Annotated in this window: 19 protein-coding genes, 3 pseudogenes and 1 other annotated feature (1 of these 23 running past the window's edge); of the genes and pseudogenes, 1 reads left to right on the top strand and 21 read right to left on the bottom strand. The window is 42.6% G+C overall.

Annotation, left to right across the window (positions count from 1 at the left end; genetic code table 11):
* The coding region (locus DWZ44_RS18540; RefSeq protein WP_207660237.1) for a hypothetical protein at nt 1-296 on the top strand (296 nt) is incomplete at its 5' end.
* Nucleotides 297-568: 272 nt separating this feature from the next.
* Here the strand turns inward: DWZ44_RS18540 and DWZ44_RS16870 are convergent.
* The 21 genes and pseudogenes from DWZ44_RS16870 to DWZ44_RS16960 form a co-directional block, all read right to left on the bottom strand.
* Complete coding sequence (locus DWZ44_RS16870) at nt 569-1,594, bottom strand: U32 family peptidase (RefSeq protein WP_117510905.1); 1,026 nt, start codon at nt 1,592-1,594, stop codon at nt 569-571.
* A 24-nt stretch (nt 1,595-1,618) separates the two neighbouring features.
* Nucleotides 1,619-3,883, bottom strand: coding sequence for a S8 family peptidase (locus DWZ44_RS16875; protein ID WP_117510907.1), 2,265 nt, complete (start codon nt 3,881-3,883; stop codon nt 1,619-1,621).
* On the bottom strand, nt 3,876-4,925 hold the full coding sequence (locus tag DWZ44_RS16880; RefSeq protein WP_117510909.1) for an ATP-binding protein: 1,050 nt from the start codon (nt 4,923-4,925) through the stop codon (nt 3,876-3,878). Before DWZ44_RS16880 ends, DWZ44_RS16875 begins: the two co-directional genes overlap by 8 nt.
* Before the next feature lie 190 nt (nt 4,926-5,115).
* The gene (gene tnpB, locus DWZ44_RS16885; RefSeq protein WP_117805366.1) at nt 5,116-5,520 is read right to left on the bottom strand and encodes an IS66 family insertion sequence element accessory protein TnpB; all 405 of its coding nucleotides are present in this window, start codon (nt 5,518-5,520) and stop codon (nt 5,116-5,118) included.
* A 34-nt stretch (nt 5,521-5,554) separates the two neighbouring features.
* Nucleotides 5,555-6,331 (bottom strand): IS21-like element helper ATPase IstB, encoded by a 777-nt coding sequence (istB, locus tag DWZ44_RS16890; RefSeq protein ID WP_117510913.1) that lies wholly within the window; start codon nt 6,329-6,331, stop codon nt 5,555-5,557.
* Between the two features lie 6 nt (nt 6,332-6,337).
* Nucleotides 6,338-7,024 (bottom strand): annotated as a pseudogene (locus tag DWZ44_RS16895) (Mu transposase domain-containing protein); the annotation flags it as partial.
* A gap of 26 nt (nt 7,025-7,050) precedes the next feature.
* A pseudogene (locus DWZ44_RS19385) lies at nt 7,051-7,137 on the bottom strand (DNA cytosine methyltransferase); the annotation flags it as partial.
* Nucleotides 7,138-7,238: 101 nt separating this feature from the next.
* Nucleotides 7,239-8,036, bottom strand: coding sequence for a hypothetical protein (locus tag DWZ44_RS16905; RefSeq protein ID WP_117510915.1), 798 nt, complete (start codon nt 8,034-8,036; stop codon nt 7,239-7,241).
* Nucleotides 8,036-9,481 (bottom strand): AAA family ATPase, encoded by a 1,446-nt coding sequence (locus DWZ44_RS16910; RefSeq protein ID WP_117510947.1) that lies wholly within the window; start codon nt 9,479-9,481, stop codon nt 8,036-8,038. The genes DWZ44_RS16905 and DWZ44_RS16910 overlap by 1 nt, the downstream gene beginning before the upstream one ends.
* A gap of 231 nt (nt 9,482-9,712) precedes the next feature.
* Nucleotides 9,713-10,492, bottom strand: coding sequence for an ATP-binding protein (locus tag DWZ44_RS16915; protein ID WP_117510917.1), 780 nt, complete (start codon nt 10,490-10,492; stop codon nt 9,713-9,715).
* Between the two features lie 12 nt (nt 10,493-10,504).
* Complete coding sequence (locus DWZ44_RS18815) at nt 10,505-11,104, bottom strand: Mu transposase domain-containing protein (RefSeq protein ID WP_243002138.1); 600 nt, start codon at nt 11,102-11,104, stop codon at nt 10,505-10,507.
* 80 nt (nt 11,105-11,184) lie between these two features.
* Nucleotides 11,185-12,060: a transposase gene (locus tag DWZ44_RS18820; protein ID WP_243002141.1), complete on the bottom strand. Its 876-nt coding sequence runs from the start codon at nt 12,058-12,060 to the stop codon at nt 11,185-11,187.
* 111 nt (nt 12,061-12,171) lie between these two features.
* Nucleotides 12,172-13,131, bottom strand: a complete 960-nt coding sequence (locus tag DWZ44_RS16925; RefSeq protein WP_330410168.1) for a relaxase/mobilization nuclease domain-containing protein — start codon at nt 13,129-13,131, stop codon at nt 12,172-12,174.
* A 13-nt stretch (nt 13,132-13,144) separates the two neighbouring features.
* Nucleotides 13,145-13,336 (bottom strand): plasmid mobilization relaxosome protein MobC, encoded by a 192-nt coding sequence (mobC, locus tag DWZ44_RS16930; RefSeq protein ID WP_242991212.1) that lies wholly within the window; start codon nt 13,334-13,336, stop codon nt 13,145-13,147.
* Complete coding sequence (locus tag DWZ44_RS19015; protein ID WP_256372553.1) at nt 13,281-13,412, bottom strand: hypothetical protein; 132 nt, start codon at nt 13,410-13,412, stop codon at nt 13,281-13,283. Before DWZ44_RS19015 ends, mobC begins: the two co-directional genes overlap by 56 nt.
* An 88-nt stretch (nt 13,413-13,500) precedes the next feature.
* Nucleotides 13,501-15,264: a DEAD/DEAH box helicase gene (locus DWZ44_RS16935; RefSeq protein WP_147342492.1), complete on the bottom strand. Its 1,764-nt coding sequence runs from the start codon at nt 15,262-15,264 to the stop codon at nt 13,501-13,503.
* A gap of 14 nt (nt 15,265-15,278) precedes the next feature.
* The gene (locus tag DWZ44_RS16940) at nt 15,279-15,821 is read right to left on the bottom strand and encodes a class I SAM-dependent methyltransferase (protein ID WP_117805368.1); all 543 of its coding nucleotides are present in this window, start codon (nt 15,819-15,821) and stop codon (nt 15,279-15,281) included.
* Between the two features lie 406 nt (nt 15,822-16,227).
* A pseudogene (locus DWZ44_RS18310) lies at nt 16,228-16,605 on the bottom strand (transposase); the annotation flags it as partial.
* Nucleotides 16,606-16,732: 127 nt separating this feature from the next.
* Nucleotides 16,733-18,127, bottom strand: coding sequence for a hypothetical protein (locus tag DWZ44_RS16950; RefSeq protein ID WP_118601564.1), 1,395 nt, complete (start codon nt 18,125-18,127; stop codon nt 16,733-16,735).
* Between the two features lie 195 nt (nt 18,128-18,322).
* Nucleotides 18,323-21,709: a TRAP transporter large permease subunit gene (locus DWZ44_RS16955; RefSeq protein WP_117805370.1), complete on the bottom strand. Its 3,387-nt coding sequence runs from the start codon at nt 21,707-21,709 to the stop codon at nt 18,323-18,325.
* Nucleotides 21,706-22,206, bottom strand: coding sequence for a TRAP transporter small permease (locus tag DWZ44_RS16960; protein WP_055228267.1), 501 nt, complete (start codon nt 22,204-22,206; stop codon nt 21,706-21,708). The genes DWZ44_RS16955 and DWZ44_RS16960 overlap by 4 nt, the downstream gene beginning before the upstream one ends.
* A 114-nt stretch (nt 22,207-22,320) precedes the next feature.
* Nucleotides 22,321-22,361: a binding site (T-box leader), on the bottom strand (it continues 232 nt past the right edge of the window).

Here is a 22,361-nt window from a genome sequence, read left to right on the forward strand (position 1 = left end):
CAATTTTAGTATTGACTTTTTATTTGCAGGCTAAAGTAACGAGAATGCGACGCGCCGTTTTCAATCAGAGAAAGAGTTTGATGCACGCGATCGCAATCGAAGCCACAGCCACGATCCGTTTCAGCAGCGTCTGGTTGATTTTCGTTGCATTTTTGCTTCCGGTAAAGACACCGATGCCATGTGCGACCAGGAGCACCGGCAAGCGCGCCGACAAAACTTCCGGCCGAAAGCACACCTGCCGTTTTCAGGTCAAGGTTCCCGCTCTTATAATAATTTACCGATCCCAGAATGCCTGAAATCAGAAATGCTGCAAAGCTAATTTCCCTGAAAAAAGGAAAAATCGCCATGACACTGGAGCAGTATCATCTGGCGCAGAAGACGATTCATCATTATGTTAATTATTAAAGCGTGCTGGGAAAACATTTCTCATTACGTTCTCCACTATTTCTTTAGATTAAGAAAGACCCTGCATACGCAGAGCCTTTCTTACATTTTCTTTCGAGGACTAACCCTTGATACAAAAATATGTCAATCCCAAATGCATTACTTCAGAAAGAGTTGACATATTTTATCTGACATAGCACATGTGACTGCATCCATTTGGAAAAAGCTCTGCTTTCATCGCTCGGATATATTCTTCTTCCGTAGAAGAATCCTCCAGAATCTCCAGCGTGCGGCGCAGATTTCGGATATCACGCTCCATAAAATCGGTATAATTTCCCCGGCCTACCAGCTTCAGATGAGTGATTCCAGCATCGGAAAGCTGTTTTAATGTACACAGGCCGCAGCCGGTTGCGCCGCAGAGGTAACCATCTTCCGATACAGGATTCATCAGTTCTGATGCAGAATCCCATTCGGATATAGAAATATTTTCTCCCGGACGATTTTTTTCTTGTTTTTCTAATTTAGATTCTGAAAACGACATCGGTTTCTTCCAGTAAGGAACCCGGCAAAGATATCCCATTTCATCGCAGTGCAGGGAATTGCAGAAAGCACCACTGAACTGGCACAGTTCATTCAAAGCAAATGCCTCGAACTCCGTTGGATAAGTCCATTCTTTTCGAGCGGCTTCTTTCTGCGCAGTTATATGCCGAATCACTGCACGCATTTCCGAGATCGTATTTTTGCGCTGGAAAATGATCCTCTTCGGGTATTCTTTCGCAAAAACCTCTGTCATCGCAGAATTCACCGTTCCCAAATCCCCGCTCAGATGCACCTCACAGTCGATCTTTTCTTTTCGCAGGTACACAAGCAGCGCGGGATCCGCAAGAATATAACTGTCAAACCCTATGCTGCGGCACTGTTGGATGATCTGCGTAATTTCTTCATACTGTTCCTGCCGGTAATACAGCGAATTGAACGCCAGATGCACTGGCTTCTGGTATTTCTGCACCATATTGGCCAGAATTTCCAGTTCACTGAACGATCCAATTTGTACGTTATAGTTTAAAACCTCTCTCCGATTCAGCGGCAGAACCGTTCCGTATTTTTCTGACCAGGAAAACGGAACGTAACCGCAGAACAGCTCGTCTGCTCCGGCGCGGACGTAACGGGGATAGTCATCAATGGAGCCGAGGCCTGATGTGATTTTCATAAGTTAAATCCTTTCGCTTGCGCCTCATTCAAATTCAATCTCTTCCTCCGCCTTAGCATACAAATCCAGCTGATTTTCAATATCAAGTCTCTGAACCAGCCAACCTCTTGCAAGACACATCTTCACAAAATCGTCTATACGATTTACTCCATTCATCTCTTTTAACGTTACAACCACACCAAACGGAAGAGAATCTTTTCTTTTCTGCAAGCATTCTTTCGTATTAATCTTAAGTCCCCATAACCCAGAATCATAAGCCTTTCGGGGAACCCTTTTTTCTTTTATTTTTTCACTGATATGTTTCACATTATCCCATTTGCGATACATTTTTCTTGCATCTTCTTCGTACAAAGTAATCTGTTTCTCTTCAGACTGTCGATTGTCATCAATTGCTTTAATCATGGTTGACCCTCTTTTGGCAACAACTCTGCCAAACTGAATATCCATTTCTGTACTCGTATAGTCAACACCCTGTTTGCGATCGCACTGTGGAAAATATGCCAGGGTGGCTCTTGCATAAAACGGGTGCGCATGATCTACAACAGGCACTGGCAGATTATAAGTATAAGTTTCATATTCCTCCGATGCCCCTGTCATAATGAAACGTATTTCATCATCCGGTGTTTTTAAAACCTCATTAATATGCTTTGGCACAACACCATATCCGATTCTATGTGAAATATCATCTCTTCGATTCCATCCGGCAGCTGCATCAATCAGCAATGCTTTCGCCACTTCCCGGCTTAATCCCATAATATGAATCAAATATGCCAGTTTACGTGAAATCCATGGCGCTGCAAATGAAGTTCCCGCTACGTATGCTGCTCCCATATCGTCTTTGCATACCACCATTTTATCTGTATAGACCGTTCCATCACCACCATAATAACTGACATCCGGTTTATGAAAAAACGACAGAACAGGTCCAATCCTGGTATAAGAAGCAGAGTTTCCTGCAAAATCCACAGCATTAACCACCATAGAATTCAGGGAATCTGCCGGAGATCCAATTCTCATATTCTTTTTGGTAACTCCTGCCGGAATATTTGTACCTGCTACCACAAAAATAACATCATATTCACTCTGAATACGATCCAGCTCTGCAGCCTCCGGCGAAATAAAATTTGGTTTGATTTCAAGTTTTGATCCCAGCGATAAATTCCAGACTTTAATATCTCGATTGGACGCAACAATATTTCGGATCATTTTCAGAACAGTAAAAGAACTAAATCCGTTATTTGTTGCCACTCCAAAATGTCTTACGCGAAATCTGCCGCAGCCATCCGCAAGCTCCGGGTTTCCCTGTGGACCATCTACGATAATATAGCTGACAGCTGTTCCGTGTTCATAATCTTTCCTGGACAGAGGAATATTAGGATCCAAAAGATTTTTATATTCAACCCACTCGTGAAAATACACTTTTTCATTGAACTGTGTATCTATCACACCTATGACCGGTTCGTTCTGTGGATGTGGGATTAATAATCCGGCATCCTCTTCCATATCCTCATACGCATCTAACACATCGTCTCTTGAAATCTCAGAGAAGTCTGTAACTCCCATAGCGATCAGATACGACGCATTGTTATATAGCAATTTAACTTCGTCTGGATTCAGTCTTAAAGTAGTTCCGTCTATGATGCGATCATCTACAATATCAATTCCGAATTTTGAAAGAAGTCTTTTTGTATCCACCCCTGTCTGATAGATGGTAATGATTGCTTCTTCTGTTATTTCCTCCGTTGCTCTGTCGATATCAAATCGTTCCACATAAAAGCCGTCAACCATGGTTTTCAGAAAACTGGTTTTGGGTACTTCATTAAAATGATATTTTTCGCCTAATTCTTCTATTACTTCACTAGGAACAGAACCTTTATAATACTGTTCTATGATAGACGCTGTCTTTTTTAAAACATCGATAGATTTTTCAATTGCCTGCAAGGAAACAAAATGCGTAAAAACATGTTTTTGCACTTCATTTCCTTTTTGATCTGGCTCCCAGACAAATTTGGCCCCTCGAATTGATTCTGTCGGTGATTTTCCATTTTCTGACAGTAGAATTTTCAACCGGTTGCTTTTGGCAACAATATGCTTATAATGTACACTTACCAGGGCACCACGAATATCCTTGTTTTCCGTCCAATATACAAGTATTCTTTCCAGCTGCTTTTCCAACTCACGTAAATGTGATGCAGAAACACTTTTCCCTTTTGGAAGCTTAGGTGATCCCGGTCTGGAACGATTTGATCTTTGTTCGAATCTTCCTTTTAACTGTAAAATACTATTCATCCCTTACACCTTCTTTTAAATCACGAGCCACGCTGCTTTTGGAACGTCCAACCAATATTTCCATTTCTCTCACTGTGAATTTCTGACTCTGCAGTTTTTTCAGATCGTCTGGTTTTTCATTACATACTGCATAGTATAACCGTCTAAAATAATCCATGCCGTCTTTCGGATTACTAAAGGCAACCGACGTCCTGATCAAATTTTTCAGTTCGCCTGGATATGGTAATTTGGACATCAATTTCATAATTTTCCGAAACAGGCGAATATCTCTATTTGCAAGTTTCAGCTTATCCAGATAACGATCCAGCATCTGCTCAGCAATAGAAAGAAGATCTTCCTGCGAATAACGGTTAAAATCAATCACAGAATCAAACCTTCTTATCAATGCCCTGTCAAAATACTGGTAAAGATTTGTTGTTGCAATCAAAACAACATCTTCATTCATTCGGTCAAACTCTTTTAACATTGTTGATGTAGCCCGCCCCATTTCTCTTAAATCGTTTTGGTTCGTGCGATCCAATGCCAATGCATCGATTTCATCAAATAGAACAATCACCTTATCCGGTTGAGCAAATTGGTTGATTTCTTTAAATAACATAGACAGATTCTTCTGTGTCTGACCAAGCTTACTATCTATAACAGAAGAAAAATCCACCATAAAAATCTCTCTGTTTAAGATTCTTGCCAATTGTTTTACTGCTTCCGTTTTTCCTGTTCCAGGCGCTCCCTGAAAAAGGAACTTATTAATTCCAATGTGATGCTCAATTGCATTAACTATCCCTATTAAATCACCTGTAATTTCATCCGGAAGTAATAACATATCCGTATTCGCTTCTATTTTTTCAAAAAAAGGAGAAACATTCTCTGATACCTGCGGCACAAACGTATTAGCATTTGATAATAATGACATAATATACTCAGCCAGTTGATAATCGCCGGATGCATCAAAATCCTTTGCTATTTCATAAGCTTCACTGCGAAAACCAACATCATTTTTTTCGGTATAATACTTAATTAAACTTATAACACTTTTCTTCTTCATACTATGCACCCCATTTTTATTCGCTGTCTTTTTTATATCATGTTGGGACAATTTTGTCAATATTGGGACAGTTTATCTTTTATAGCAAAAAAGCAGCCCACATAGGCTGCTTTTTTGTTTATAGATTTTTAACCACCACTTTACATCGTTTACTCTTTTTCGCATTTTTATTTTCAGCATTTTGCACAAACTACAGGATAGTGGGTGTTTCTTTTAATTCAGAAATCGGATGGCGCGCAACAATCTCCAGACCCTGCATCAGCATGTGGTACTGTTCTTCTGTGATGGCCATTGCCTTGTCCGCAGAGCGTGGCCATCGGAATGCACCATTGTCGAGTCTTTTGTACATAAGGAGAAACCCGTCTCCTTCCCAAAGTAATGCCTTGATCCGATCGCATTTTCGCCCACAAAAGAGAAACAGCGTATTTTTATCATAAGGATCCAGTTGAAACTGAAACCGGACGATGTTTGCAAGACCATTAATCCCACGCCGGAGATCCGTAAATCCCATCGCCAGATAAACTTTTTTAAAACCGGAAGCATCTGTGAATATTCCTGTGCGGCGGAGCCGCCAGTCCAGTGTGGCGTGAGCCACCTATCCAGACGGACTGAGCCACATAGGTTATGAATTATTCGCGTAGATTTTTAGCCAAACCGTATACTTCTCTCATGGATCTGTCATGCTCAGCATCAATACTTGTGATGTTGATGCGATAACTGTCATGAGCTATTCGGTCGATGATTGCGTCAGCAAGAGGACTGGCATCACCACCAAGCTGATCATACCATTCCTCGAATTCATACTGGGAGCAGAAAATCGTTGAAGATTTCTTGCGTCTCCTGTGGAGCAATTCGAAGATATCCCTCTGTTCTGAATCCGTTGGTTTCAACAGAAGCCATTCATCCAGAATCAGGACAACAGGATTGGCATACTTAGCCATAACTTTTTTGTAGTTGCCATCAGTCCGTGCCATCTCCAGATCAATAAGCAGATCAGGAAGACGGACATACTTGGTATTGAAATACTGCTTACAAGCCTCCATGCCAAAGGCACAGGCCATGTAAGTTTTACCGCAGCCTGTAGCACCGGTGATAAAGAGATTCCGGTGTTCAGATATATATTCGCAAGTTACAAGCCGGTTAATAAGATCCTTGTTAAGCTTGCGCCCGGAAGTGTAGTTGATATCCATGATACTTGCTTCCGGCTGGTCGAATCCAGCGTTACGGATTAGTCGTTTCTGACGATTGTTTTTACGATTGCTGTATTCGATGTCCACCAGCATACCGAAGCGATCCTCAAAAGGTATTTCTTTAAATTTGGGATCATCAAGTTGGTTACGAAATGCATCTGCCATAGTGGTAAGAAGCATTTCAATTAATTTATCAATTGTACTCTGATTGGTCATATGTGTTTACCTCCGATAGTAATCGGAACCTCTCGTGATGCCGTGTGTTTTATGTGTGGTTTTTGATTCAGTAGTTTCTGGTTCCGGTTTCACAGAACCGGTTACAAGGATGTTCTTTATGCTCTTGTAACTGGGCGAAGATGTATAGGATAACGCCTTTTTACAGGTTGCTTGAGGCAATGCATCTGAGTATTTCTCAGCAAGCTTCAGAAGTCCCATACAACTTCGGTAGGTCTGTTGTTCCACACGTTTGGAGGTCAGTATTGCATTGACCACAGTGTACGTATTTATGCCAATCCGCTCAGCCCATTTGCGGAACCGGTCGCCGTTCCATTCCAGATATTTCTGATGTTCTTCCGGCATATGTTCCGTGACCGTGCTGTACTGCCCGAGGCGTCCTTTCAGACGACGGTGGGAAGCAATGCGGCTATGGTTGTAGAAAATTTCAATAGTGGTATCTGTTACCTTTACATCAACTTTCTTTTTGATGTATTCATAAGGAACGGAGTATAGCATTCCGTCTACAGATATGTGATAATTGAACTGGACGGTGGCTGTCTTCCAGTCGATCAGTTCAAAACGGGTAGCAGGTAATGGTGCCAGCAATGGTTTTTCTTCCTCAAGAAACAAGCTTTGCCGACTGCCCTCTTTCTTTTGAAAGAGCCTTTGGTTGAACAGTCTTTTATTTCTAATGTTAGAACACATTTTGTATTATAGCCGGCTTTTTTGAAGGCCTGCTCAAACCCAAGCCTAATACCTCCCATTCCTGAAAATAAATCTATGAACTTAACCACCTTTTTAGGCATCGGTTTATTCCTCCAACATAATAATCATTTTTTTAATGCATATAAAAGTCCTGCAATCAAGGAAATACAACTTAATTACAGAACCCTTTCTCATCCGCATTTTAACTCTCTGCTTCCTCAAATAGCTTAGTAAGCAAAACATTCAAATTGGTGTGTCTATGCAATGAATTATTTCCTTTTTTTATAAAATCCCAAGATTCCTCATAACTCATATTCTTTACTGCATCAGGATCACCTGCTATTTCTTTAACAAATCCTTCAACATCACCAATGTAGTTTCTTGCAAATGTATCAGCCAAGTTTCTTTTCATTCTGTAATCCAGATTTGCAGAATGGTGTAAGAAATGATCAAGATTACTTGAAAAATAATACACAGAGTATGGCACTGTTTTCTGCTTGACTTTTATAGTTGAACACTTACTTAAATATGTAAGGTTTTCACTTTTTTGCTGATTTCTCAGTTTTATCTTTTCAACATCTAAGCAAGCAATCTCATCATCTTTATAGAATGGTGATTCTTCCTCTTGCAAAGAAGAATCCTCTACAATACACTCATCAGAAATATATGCACCATCAGTATCAACGATTTGAATTATTTCTGTAATATCCTTTGGCAAAATCTTTTCTCTGTCAAAGAAATCATCCAAGAACAGAGTGTATATTGCGTCCTCTATATTATTGGGATGAACCCAATAGTTTTTCCCCTGCTTATCTGTGTAACGGCTTGTTGTAATATCTCCGCCTTTCTCCTCATCTTCCCGACGAATCACCGGAAAATAGACTTCGATATCCTCATCAATCTGATCATATAACTCTGGGATAGCAAGCTTCAGAGCCTCTCGGTCAGATTTGCCTTCAACTAGAAATAGCACAATCTTCCTCTTTGGCCTTTTTCCCATTAACGCAATCCTCCTGCCTTCTTAAGTGCAGCTATAATCTTAAATTTCTTTGTCTTATTGTAGATTTCTTCTTCCTGTTCACAAAGGATTATTTCTCTAAAATAAGTATCTCTAAGATTATTTGTTGCAGATATATTTTTCAAACGAATATATCTGTTCTGAGGATTTGTCGTAGTAAAATACAAGAACTTTTTATTTATTACTTCCAACGGTCTAAGGTTATGGGATGTAAAAATAAACTGTCCTTTTCCAGACTCTTCCATAGACTGAAGAATTTCGCCTAGCAAGTACTCAAATATACCTGCATCAAATTCATCAATTGCCACAGTTACAGACTGTTCATTAAACGCCGCTATAATTAAACTCAGAACAGAGATGATTTTTCTAACACCATCCGATTCATCTCGCAACGGCAATTCCTTTCCATCTCTATATGCAGTCAGCATAGTAACAGTTGCAGCTTCCCCATCTTTATCTAAAGTTTGAGAAATCTCCTTAAAACCGATAGACAATCCCGGAACTAGCTGGGTTAATACCGAACTAATATCACTCAGTTCTTCACAAAGATGTTCTAAATCCTCATTATCAATAACCATAGGTCTTCGTGCATCAAACATCATTCTTCTAGATCTTGTATAAATAGGAAGTGCAAAGTTTAAGCGAATAAATCCCGATGATTTTGTATCAATAACAAACAGGAAATGTCTTGCAAATAATCGAAGTTCTATTAATACTCTGAAGAATAATGACTTGTTATCATTTTCCTCAAATATTTTAAGCGTATCCGTCATAAAAATGAAAGATCTCGAATTGCTACGCGCAAGCTGTTTGTTTACTTCAAGAGAAACTAAAGTTTTCTTCCCAACACCAGCAATTTCTTTTCTTTTTGTAGTTGGTTTAAACGGAGAATCTTCTGATGATGTATCGATAATCGCCTGTCTTTTCGATGCATCTTCCCACAACAACGAAAACTTTTCATCAAAAATAACAACTTTACACTCTTCTTCAGGTATTTCAAATTCCTCTGGAGCATCTTTATAGCGTTCTCTAATCTCTTCCGCTGTTAATTTTTGACTTGACATGCGGAATGAATAAGCCGCTTCACGTATAGCCCCATCTGGATACTGCAAATCAAAAACAAACTCCAACTCTGAAAACTCTTTGCCAGCGGCAACGCAATCAGCATATACACTCGGAACTGTGGCACCGGCCATTAATTCCTGCAAAATTGCTAATGCTTCAATAAAAGAAGTCTTTCCTGATCCGTTTTGTCCATATATACCGAGAATATCAGATTCTGTGTTGTATGGAATAAACTGTCTTCCACAGTTAAAAGTGATTTCTCCATAACCAACGCTCTTAAAATCTTTCAATATTACTTTTTTTATTCTAACAGTAGGTAAATTATCACCATGTTCTTCTGTTATAAAATCATGTTCGCTCATAATACACCTCACATATTTGTAGCTCCTATAGAACATTATACACGCCTCCAGTTATTTGTCAAGCAGAATCTATATTTTATATTTTTTACTCGATTTTTGCATTTTGATTACAGTTTTATTTTCCTTTTATATTAGAATATGCCCATTTGCATATTCCGCAAGAACTGCGCATCCGTTTCAGAGGAACGGAGCGCCATTCCGCTTTAAACTGAGCAAAGCTCAGCACGTTTATTAGTTACCATTATTTACTCTGCGATCCCTGCCAGGAAATTCAAGACGATATGCCTTGGATGTCATTCGGCTTAAGCAGGCATCCGCATAGGTGGAATCCCCAAAAAGTTGATACCATCCGGATACTGGAATCTGAGAGATTATAATAGTTGCCTTGCGGCAGTCTCTGGACTCGATGATTTCAAACAAGTCGCGGCATTTTTCAATGTCCAGATCCATTAAACCGAAATCATCTATCACCATGAGATCATAAGCTGCCATTTCATTCGAATACTCAAAGTAAGTACCTTCCTGTCTGGCATGATCGGATTCCTTTAAAAGTGTGTTCGCACGTATATATTTAACAGTACGATTCTGATGCATTGCTGTGATACATAAGGCGCAGGCGATGTGTGTTTTCCCAGCACCAGCTCCTCCGGTCATCAGCAGGTTATTCGGTTCATCGATCCAATCACACTTGGCCAGAAGTTCTATGACGTGTGTATTCAGCTGACGTTCTGGATCATAGATTGAACTGTCAAGATCAGCTGCAGGATATTTCAGGGTCGCTTTCTTCATGAGACGTTTAAACTTTTTACTCTCACGCTGATCCCACTCCTGATTTACAATAGCAGCAAAGCGGACTTCAAATGGTTCGAGACCTGTGTTTGGTTCCAGAAGCTGCTTTTCAAAGGCTTCAGCCATACCGGACATACGAAGTTTATACAGCCGGTCCATGAGTATGTTCTGTTCCTTTGTGAGTTTATCGTTATAAAGATAGTCTTTTAATCTGTATGCCATAGTACGTCACCCTTACTTATAGTAGTCCTTTCCTCTGATATTTTCATGATTAGGCAGTGTTCCTGGTGAATGCTCGGGGAGTTCCTTCACATCCATCTTTTTCAGCATCTGCTTGAAGGTAAAATATTTACAGGAATTGATCTCTATACATTTACGGGCAACTTCTTCAGCAGCACCTTTCGGGATTACTTTTACTTTATGCAGGATACCTGCACAGGCATTATAAGACTGCTCTTCATGTTTCGATGATTTAAGGAGTCTGTCAATCAGTTCTAACATTGCAGGACCAATGGCAGAAGCCCAGCGGCGGTAATAATTACCATCCTTTGCATTGACTTCTTTATAATAAAGGTGTTCTGGCGGCATATGTTCATCTACTGTGATATACAGCGGAAACTCCCTATAAGACCGCTTATGTGTACAGATCAGCCGATTATACTGATCACAGATCCGGATCTCTGAAGCGGTTGCCTTCAGGATTGCAGGCTTGCCACAGTAAGAGTACAATACGGAGTAGTAGTGGCCGTCATACTCGATGTGGTAGTTGTTGGGAACTTTTAGGACCGCTTTATAGTCGCAAGCCGTGTAACATCCGCCTGGCAGTGGTTTCATACATGGTTTGTCATACTTTTCGAAAGCATCCTGTCTTGAGAAGTCCTTGCCTTGAAAAGATCGTTTATTGAGGACTGCTACTATTTTTTTATTTCAGCATTTAGGTCTTCAAATGATACATATATCTTTTCTTTCAGTTTCTCAACCAGGTGTATTTCAAGATAACGTACATGATTTTCAACTGTAGGCTTGCCTTTCGGCTTTCTAGCGGGTGGTGGAAGAACTATAGTTTCATAGAAATCTTCCAGATCTGCAAATGTAGACTGCAGGATAAGTTCATCCTTTGTGTGCTTGGTTACAGCAGTTCGCAGGTTATCGGGCACAAAGTATTTCGTAACAGCACCATAAAATGAAACAGCATGGGCACAGCCTTCTATAAAACATGGGAGCTTCTCATTTGGAAAAGCTTCTGCATAGATCAGACTGCTGACTCCAAGAGTGGTCGCAAAGATATGGACTTTTTTGATCTCGCCCGTTTCGGTATCTGTTAACAGTTCCGGCTGATCACCGACCCAGTCGATATACATCTTTTCACCCGGGATTCGGTTTACGGCCATGGATACCTTCTGGCCACCATAGTTTTCTGCTATGAATCGGTTGAAGTATTCGTAAAACTGTGACTTCTCATAACCATCAGGATTCTTTTCTTTATAATCCAGCCAACAGAACGAAATGTTCATGCGGCTCCCTGGTGCATGGATTCTGTCATAGTAATACTGGAAATCTGGAAGTGGGACATCTTTCCTCTGTAGATTTTTCTGCGGATAGAAAAGGTTCTCAACTTCCTTAGGTGCCATCATTCGGAGTTCCTCGATTGGGATTCCGTTGGCATGGTATCGGCTCATGATCAGATTTAATGTACCTGAGCCAATCTTGTAACGGTCCATAACGGACCTGGTCTGGCATCCATTCAAACGCATCTGGATGGAGCCGATAATCGTGTTGTAGTCTTGCATAGTTATGCCTCCTTTCGCAATCATTTGATGACTACGAAAGAACTATAACACGTTGAAAACTTATTGATCAGCTGAAGCGGAAATGCGTTCAGTTACATCCGGAAAGGCTGATCAGTTCTTAGCGGAATGCGTGGTCCGATGAGCCGGAATTTGCACCATTTCACAAAAAAATACTCGTATATTATTCCGAGCATTCTTCTTGCTATTTATTCTTTCTTGAATATCCACCACCAGGTCAAACTTCCGTTTTTCTGATTTCACAACTTTCTGATCAGATGCTTTTTCTTTTTTCTCAGGTAATTCTTTCTCTCCGGCAATTATTTTTTTCAGATTTTCTTCTGTATAATCTTCTCCCAGAGAACGGAATCTGATAAAACGCTTCTGCTCGTTTCCACATATTGCAGTATGCTTTCCACGTTTAATCTCATACCCTTCCTGCTGCAATAATTTCAGAAGCACTTCAAAATCTTCCGGCTTCTGCTCCAGACACCTCAGAATATCTTCCCGGATGACATCCCTCATACTGATCCGTTCCGGGTACTTTGTTCTCCTTTGTCTCTCACTCGGTTTTACTTTCGGAATGATGGAAAGTCCATGCTCCAGACAGATAATGTCGCTGAGTCTCTGCAAAGCAATTCCCGAAAACCAGAAGTCACGAAACTTCCGGTCACAGTCCAGATTGGTAGAATTGAAAATGATATGATTATGAATATGTGCCCGGTCCACATGCGTTGCCACGATAAAAGCATGCTTCCCTTTAGTGAATCTCATACCGGTTTCATACCCTACTTCATTTGCTTCCTCCGGTGTAATTTCTCCCGGCTTGAAAGACTGGCGGATCTGATATGCAAGTACATCTCCCTTAGGCTGCCGCCATGTTTTATGCAGATATTCTTTTTTTGCCTGAGCAAATTCCAGATCAACCAGCTCCGGATTACACTGATAAGATGAGATATATTTTCCATCTTCTGTCTTGTCCCCGTTCATTGCATAATCTGTTCTGTCTTTCAGACACTGCATCACGCTCCGTCCTTTGTTCTGATGCATTGCTATCAGTTTTGTTGCCGCCATTCTCTCACCTGCCTTACATAATTGCTGTTAATCTGTCCAGCACTTTTCTCATTTCCTGTAAGATTTCCTTCTGATTATTTTTCAATTCTTCAATATCCTCATGGTAAATGCTAACTGTTTCATTTGCTTTTTTTGCATACTGATTCAGATTATTTCCTGATATCTGTAGCAGCCTTAATATTTCTTTTAGATCCGATAGATCCATTACTATCACGCTTCATTATTTTTTCAAGTTCCTCTGGTGTAGCCCGGATATGAATGTCTTTGGTTCTTTCTAACATTCTCCAATTTCCCTTTCAAAACAACATCCCGGAATCGGTTTTCTCTCTGGAACAGGAAGCTGTGGTGTTGTCTATCTGCTCTGTTCTTTCAGTTTCTCCAATACAGGCAGGGCTTGATCATGGCGCCGTACTCATCGACTACGTCAATCACAATCACATTTTTCTTGGTGTCCGTTTTCCGCAGTCCCCTTCCGACCTGCTGCAGATAAAGAACCTTGGAAAGCGTAGGCCTTGCCATCACCAGAATGCCGAGTTCCGGATAATCCCATCCCTCTGAAATCATATTGCAGGCACACAGGAAACGAATTTCCTTTTCTTTGAACGCTTTCATAACAGAACTTTGATTTTTTGTCTGCCTTGTGTAGCTGGCCGCTGAAATATTTGCCTTATTAAGGAGCTTTGCCATTTCGTTCGCATGCGCAACATTGACACAAAAAACAACACCCTGTCTCGTGCCCGCTTCGCCAGACGTAAAATACTCTGAAAGTACGTGGACAATCAGCTCATTTCTTGAAGTGACCCGGATTCTTTTCTCCAGATCCGCATTGACATAATCCCGCCCATTAAACCTTACACTGGAAAGATCAAGATTCGTTTCAATCCGGTAAACATTCGCTTTCGCGACCACTCCCTTTTCCATCGCTTCTTTTAAGGATAACGAAGTCGTATACGATCCAAACACCGTTTCCAGCTTCCTTTTATCCGGCCGCTGATCCGTCGCCGTCAGGCCTATCGTAAAATCTGTCCGATAGTATTGCACAACTCTTTTCAGCACTGGCGCAACCGCATGATGTGCTTCATCCACGACAAGATAATTGTAATAGTCTGGTGTAGTGTCCGTATAATGTCTGGCCGCGAAGGCATACGTTCGAATATCAATCTTATCTTTTAACTCTGGCAGCGAAGCCTTTATTCTCTCTTCCCAGTCCAGCAAAAGATTGACTCCCGGAACCAGAATCAGTCCACGAAACTTTTGTTTTCCTTCCGCGAATGTCCGTAAATCTTCTTCCACAATTTTCGATTTTCCCGCTGCTGTAGGCAGCACAATCAAAAATGCCTTGATACCCGCATCTCTGCGCTTTTGTATCTCCTGCAGGCTGACAGTCTGATGTTCATACAGCTCAACTTTTCTTTCAACTTTGATTCCGTCATCCACAAAATTCGAAGAATCTTTTCCAAAATACTGTTTGATATCATCCTCAATCCGACTGGCAAATTCGCAATCCTCTTTGGAAAAGCGAAATAACTTGATCCCCCACAGGGCACACGTATTTTGTTTCTTGAGCTGATTGCGATATTTTTCCTCTCCAATAATTTGCGGATGATGGTAATCAAGGCCGTTTTCTTCGATCGCATATTTCTGATCCTTTGTTCTGACAAAATAATCGAGAAAATAATTCCTTCCATTTTCATCACAGATTCCATATTCCCGCGTCAGATATCTCAGCGCATTCATTCCATAAACACTTGAAAAATTCTCTTCGAAATGAATTTCCAGCGGAGAAGCATCGGCCTGCTCGCTCCGATCTCCTGTGTTTCGTATATAACCGCCTTCCAAGACAATTCCATCTTTGGCAAGATATGAATCCAGATTTTCCCGCACATATCCCAGAAAACGAAACACCCTTTGAAAGCGATGCATATAATCATTCTGCTTCTCCGTAATCAGCATATAGGGAAAAACCGGCTCTTTTGGCTCATGAGAGCAGATACCATCATCAATAACAACCATATCTATCCCATTATCATAAAACCGGGAAATTCCGCCATTTGGATAACACACCTGTTCCCGAAATCTAAAATCTGCGTGTTCTGCTAGAAACCTGTCTTTTTCAATATCAGATTCAGCCACTTTTCCTTCTCCCTTCACGGTCTTACATCATCCGTAAGCCACTCTTCTTCTATTCGAATCTGCTCCACATCCTTGATAAAATCAGAAAAAGTATCCGGTGTGAAATCCGTAAAAAAACGGCCGCTTCTTTCGCCTTCAAACGTTCCATATTTAAAGGAGGTATAAATAATCCCATTAGTGTCCAACGCTGTTACCATCTTATGGAATACCATTTTTAATTCTTTTTTCGGTAAATGCAGAATCGATAAACACGCCCAGATGCCGTCATATTGATTCATCTCATCCAAATCCTGAAACATCATGTTTTTTACCAGAATACCGGTATAGGCACTGGCGTATTTGCACAGTTCTTCTGAACCGTCCAGCGCCGTAACAACAAGACCGTTTCCCAGAAAATACTTCGTGTCTCTTCCGGAACCACACCCGAAATCCAGCACTCTCTTTCCCGGCAAAGCGTTTAAAAATTTATCCTGCGTCGTCTGGAAATCTACAGAAACAGTGCCTTGTATGAAAGAAGCTGCGTTTTGGTTGTAATAAGCGATTGTTTGGTTTTCCATATTGTGATGATCTCCTTGATAGAAAATATAAAGCATGTGCTGTGCAAAACTGTTTTCTCTGTTTTAAACTGAAAACACTTCTTCAGACATTTTATAGATACTTACTTGTCAAGTTCATTATATGCCTTTTTTACGATCTGCGCCATCAATAATCTTCTCTGCTTCAGAAATTCAGGATACGATAACTGCTCAAAATTCTCAGGTAATGCATTCTGAGCACAGGCAAGCCTGTATCCTTCTTCTCCTAATTTCTCTCGGTACCGGCAGACATATTCCGCCGGAGCTTCATCGGAAATATCAATGTTTGTTGTATAGTCCAAGTATGTAAAGTTCGCAATCTGGTTTCTGTCACGGTCATTATCGTACCCGATCTTTTCAAGATAATGTTTCGGAAAGATATGATGCTTGCCGCAGTGTCTGTAACCTGTTTGCCATACTGTAAAGCATCGTATATCATGTTTCGAACCGGCATTGCATAATGAATGTCTGTCTGATTTTCGATTCCAAGAAGCAGATAATACGTTTCCGATTCCTGCATAACCGCAGCTGTTTTCAATATATCCCGATATTTCTGAACCGGATCTTCTGTCATTTCGGTTATCTCTTTTGCCTCTTTTCTCTCTTTCTTTGCGCCAAACGATATGGCAATCTCTGTTGAATCAACTTCTGTCAGTTTTTCTGGATTAATAACTTTTCTTCCATTGTAGATAAGATAATTGAACGCATCTGCAAAAATGTTACTCTTTCGCATGTATGCTTTGGTAACAATATCCGGTTTTCCCATGTGCATACACCTCCTCAAAAATATTTCAGAGAAGTCTGCACCCTTCCAGTTGTTTTTCAACTTATCACGAATTGGCAGCTCTATCAAGTTGAAAATATGAACTGCGAACATCCTTCTTAAGAAGTCACTATAGCAAATTCACTACAATCCGGTCTATCCCGCGCAGCCCATACATTTTCCCCATCGCCTCCGGCTCCTGCAAGATCGACAAATCAATCCCAAACAACGAATTATACCTCCCCATCATCCGCAAATGCTCCGGATACAAAAACGCCTGTTCTTCACAGAATCTATGGCACTTCCGCACCGGCGTCTGCGCGCCGCGGCTTCCTTTAGTACATGCTGCATACAGTGGACAGTACTGTGAGGTATTGGTCTGATAAAATGGAAGATGCATACTGTTTTTCCCTTCTGGAAACTTCCTTGTACTGGTATCGCCGCAGCTCTCCCATTCATACCGTTCCATCCGAAATTCTTCTTTTAAATATTCCTGGTAAAACGCCGCATGAACGCTATTTTGTTCAAACAGCGTCCGGTTTCCCAGCTTATAGGCCATCCGTGGATCTTTTTTTCGCTTGTTGAGCAGCACGCCAAGGCAGAGAGAAAACACCGGAAGCTGAGCTGCCAGATGGGCCGTTCCCCAGTCATTTACGACAATCTCAATGGTTTTGTTCTTTTGTTCACACCATCTGGCAAGATGCTGCAGACGTGCTTGCGTTTCCGTCAGATTTTCTTCCAGCAAAAATGGAAAAGTAAGCGTAATTGAAAATGACTCCCGGCAGGCTTTATCCATCAGTGCGAACAGTTCCTCTTCCGTTGGTGCCAGATGCGGGCAGAAAGCATTTCCTATATAGAGCCGATCCGGGTGAAAAACCGGCGGATCTGCAATCTGGTTTCTCCGAAAATAAGCATCAAAAAACACCGCACTTTCCATCGAAAGATACGCCTTATACCATTCCGGCCGGTCCAGTTCGAGCGCCAGCTCAATCGGCTGCCCGGATCCGGCAGCACTATTTTGCAATGCCACAAAGGTTTCCTTCGTAATTCCGGAAAACCATACTTTTTTCTGCTCTTCCAGACTTTCCAGATGAAACGCGTCCTGCTCCGCAGGATATCCTGTTATCTCTTCTGCAAGCGCGGCATCATCATCTTCCATCTTCCACCGGATATACTGGCTGTATTGCAGGGCAAGGCGCTGTACCGCATTTTGATAATCTTCCTGTTCCGTGGCGAAAGTATAAACAACATCAAAATCTTCCTCTTTTTCCTGCAGAAAAGTCGCATCACGAAGAAGAATCCGCTGGTAGGATGCTGTTTTCTGATCGTAAAATGCCAGTTCCCACGGCGCATTTTTCTGCTCAACTGTAGTCGGTGTCGCAAGACGGGTCTGAAAGCCATATTCTGAAATTGCCGTGATCCGCACTTCCTTATCTCCCCAGTATCCCGCTAGGATTCCAAACGGCAGCATGGAAATCCATGGCCATTGACTGATTTCTTTTTCCCGTTCTTTTTTCTGTTTCATTGATTCAAATCTCCTGTTTTCTGATACCATCCAGTATACCTGTTTTCCTGGAAAACTCAAATAAAAAAATCCACCCACGCCCGGAAGCAGTCTCACCAGAGACCTCCAAGTCATGGATGAATTTTTATTTTCTACCAAATATGTAGTTTGTTACATTATTTTTTCAGGCAAACTCAGCAAATCTTATAAAGATGTTCACGAAGCTGCCTCTTTTGTAAACGTCTCAATCAACTCTTTGGCATCATCATATCCCTGTCCTTCCAGTTCTTTCTGATACCACTCGTCTACGCCGTCTACTGCCTGTTTGAACGAATCGATGTCCATATCCTCATAATTGGTAATGGTAACACCATTTTCATTCTGCCAGCGGTTCATGATTTCATCATCACCGGCGCGGTTGATTTCACGCTCGTACTGTGTTGCCAGACGACCGCACTCATCGATCACTTCCTGCTGCTCCGGTGTCATACTGTCATAAATGTCTCCGTTAATACAGAAGAACAGACAATCATAAATTGCATTCCACATCGAGCAGTACGGCTGTACTTCCTGTACGCTGGCTGCATCGATAGCAGGAAGTGGATTTTCCTGGCCTTCTACGGTTTTCTGCTGCAGGGCCGTGTAGGTCTCGGACCAGTTCATGTTGGTCGCATCGGCGCCCCAGCGTTTGTAGCATTCCATCAGCAGGTTGCTTCCTGCCACACGGATTTTCAGGCTTTTCATGTCATCGATGGTTTTTACTTCCTGCTTGCTGTTGGTCAGCTGACGGAAACCGTTCTCAGCGATTCCCATGCAGTGCAGGCCGTACTCATCAAGGATCTCTTTTAATTTTTCGCCTGCCTCTCCGTCCAGTTTGGCATCCGCATCTTCTACGGAATCAAACAGGAACGGAAGGGATACGACGTTAAATCTCGGGTCAAACGCAGAGTAAATCAGGTTGCTGTGCATGGAAATCTGTACCGGATCTCCATCGATCAGTGCCTGGATACCCTCGGACTGGTTTCCGTTGGTCAGCTGGTCTGCGGCATATACGTTGACTTTGATCTTGCCGCCGGTTGCTTTTTCAATCAGCTCACCGAACTTCCGGCCGCCTTCTGCCCAGGTACTGGTTTCTGTCGTGGAGCAGGTGAAGTTCCAGGTCTGCTCCGGCCAGTCGAGATCGCTTCTGTCTTCTACATCATACGTGCTTACGGAAGAAGTATCTTTCTTGGTAAAGGCCTCGATCAGATCTTTGGCATCGTCATAACCTGCGCTTTCCAGTTCCTTCTGATACCACTCATCCACACCGTCTACGGCCTGTTTGAAGGAATCGATGTCCATATCTTCGTATTTGGTGATCTTGACACCGTTCTCGTTCTGCCAGCGGTTCATGATCTCATCGTCACCGGCACGGTTGATCGCACGTTCGTAATCGACGGCTTTCTGTCCGGCCTCATCGACAACTTTCTGCTGTTCCGGAGTCAGATTGTTATAGATATCTCCGTTGATACAGAAGAACAGGCAGTCATAAATTGCATTCCACATCGAGCAGTACGGCTGTACTTCCTGTACGCTGGCTGCATTGATTGCCGGGAGCGGATTTTCCTGGCCCTCTACGGTTTTCTGCTGCAGGGCGGTGTAGGTCTCAGACCAGTTCATGTTGGTCGCATCGGCGCCCCAGCGTTTGTAGCACTCCATCAGCAGGTTACTTCCTGCTACACGGATTTTCAGGTTTTTCATGTCATCGACAGTTTTGACTTCCTGCTTGCTGTTGGTCAGCTGGCGGAAACCGTTCTCGGCGATTCCCATGCAGTGCAGGCCGTACTCATCGAGGATTGCTTTTAATTTTTCACCTGCTTTGCCGTCCAGTTTTGCATCCGCATCTTCTACGGAATCAAACAGGAACGGAAGAGATACGACGTTAAATCTCGGGTCAAACGCAGAGTAAATCAGGTTGCTGTGCATCGAAATCTGTACCGGGTCTCCGTTCATCAGTGCCTGGATTCCCTCGGACTGGTTTCCGTTGGTCAGCTGGTCTGCGGCGTATACATTGACTTTGATCTTGCCGCCGGTTGCTTTTTCCATGAGCTCGCCGAACTTACGTCCGCCTTCTGCCCAGGTACTGGTCTCGGTGGTGGAGCAGGTAAAGTTCCAGGTCTGCTCTTCCCATCCAAGGTCACTGTAATCAGCGATATCATTGTAATCCTCATTGCCGGAGGAATTTCCTGCTGTGCTGCCATCCGAACCATCGCCACTGGAAGTATCGGAATTCGTTGCTGCAGCTACCGTTCCGGTATAAGCTCCGTCTTTTGCCAGTGCTTTTGGAAGGAACGTGGAAATCTGCGGAACATACGTAATCAGAAGCAGAACTGCTACCGATGCTGCGATCATTGGCATAACGGCTTTGGAAATCTGCTGAATGGTAACTTCCATTCCTTTTTTCAGTTTTACGGAAATGGCGACAAACAGGTTGACACCGACTGGCGGAGTTACCTGTCCGATGGCCAGGTTGACCGTTGCCACGATACCGAATGCTACCAGGTCATAGCCAAGGGCTTTGCAGACCGGAAGCATAATCGGGATGAAAATATACATGGCAGAGTTTGCATCGATAAAGCATCCTGCAATCAGGAAAATGATATTGACAATCAGAAGGAATACAAACTGGTTATGAGCAACGCTTCCAAGAAGATCCGACGCTGCCTGCGCAATACCAAACTTTGTGCAGACAAAGGAGAACAGAGAAGCACTTGCGACGATCAGCATAATTCCACCAGTTGTTTTGGCAGAATCTACCATCAGATCCCACAGGTCTTTCAGTTTGATCTCTTTATAAATAAAGATTCCGACAAACAGACCGTATACAACGGAAACGGCAGCTGCCTCGGTCGGGGTGAAAATACTTCCATAGATACCGCCAAGGATGATGACCGGCATTAAGAATCCCCAGAAAGCATCTTTAAAAGCATCCCATCTTTCTTTGGCTGTTGCTTTTTTCTGGGTCGGCTGAATGTTGTGTTTCTTTGCCTCCAGAAGAACAACGATGACAAGGGCCACACCCATCAGAATACCAGGAACGATACCTGCTGTGAACATATCGGCGATGGATACGCCTGTGATGGATGCATAAACAACGAATGCAATACTCGGCGGTATGACGATCGCAATCGAACTTGACGTCGCCATCAGGGCCGTGGAAAACGGAGCAGAAAATCCGCCTCGCTCAATCATGGCAGGGATCAGAACCATACCAAGTGCTGCTACGGTTGCCGGACCGGAACCGGAAATCGCACCAAAGAAGCAGGCTACGATAACGCATACGATGGCGATACCGCCTTTTTTATGGCCGACGCAGGTGTCGACAAAACGAATCAGTCGTTTGGAAATGCCCGCTTTTGCCATAATGTTTCCGGACAATACAAAGAACGGAATGGCAAGGAGCAAAAATTTACTGATACCGGAATACATATTGGTTGCTACGATGGTTAGGGATGTACCGGAGTACAGGATCGCGCAGATCGAAGACAGACCAAGGCAGATGCCAATCGGGATACCAAGGATCAGAAAAACAAAGAATGAAAGAAAAAGAATTGCACTGATCATTTTTTCTGTCCCTCCTCTTTTGCTTTTACGAATGTATCAATCAGATATTCGATCATGTGCAGCGTCATGCAGGCTGCGCCGATCGGTACGAAAGACCAGAAAATCCATTCCGGCCAGTTTAAAACGAACGTTCTCTTTCCGTTGGCAAGCTGGGTCAGTACCTTGTCCATGCCGTATTTAAACAGAACTACGGTAAAGGCAACACTAAATGCTGTGTTGACAACCAGCAGGATTCTTCTCGCCTTCGCAGAAAGACGGTCCGGCAGCAAAGAAAGATTGACCAGTTCTCCGTCACGGGCAGCAAGCGCTGCTGCGAGAAGTGTAATCAGGACAAATACCGCAACGACAAGCTCTTCGGTAAATGACCAGGACTGATGCAGTACCTTACGGGAAAGAACGTTTCCCACCGTAAGCACAACAATCAGGATCGTGGACAGCACGAGAACCAGTTTCTCAACAAATGCCAGTCCATTCATGATTTTTTTGTACACTTTCATATGTTTCCTCCCTTTTCCCGCTGTCAGGTACAATGTTCCAGCAGGATCTATTCTTTGCCAGGCTGTATTACCGGGGTGAATTTGCAGCTGACAAACAAAAAAATCCGCCCCTCAACGAGGGACGGAACTGTTCTTTTCCCGCAACCACCCTTGTC

The sequence above is a fragment of the Blautia sp. AF32-4BH genome, from assembly GCF_003460565.1.
In the GTDB taxonomy this organism is placed as follows: Bacteria; Bacillota; Clostridia; order Lachnospirales; family Lachnospiraceae; genus Fusicatenibacter; species Fusicatenibacter saccharivorans.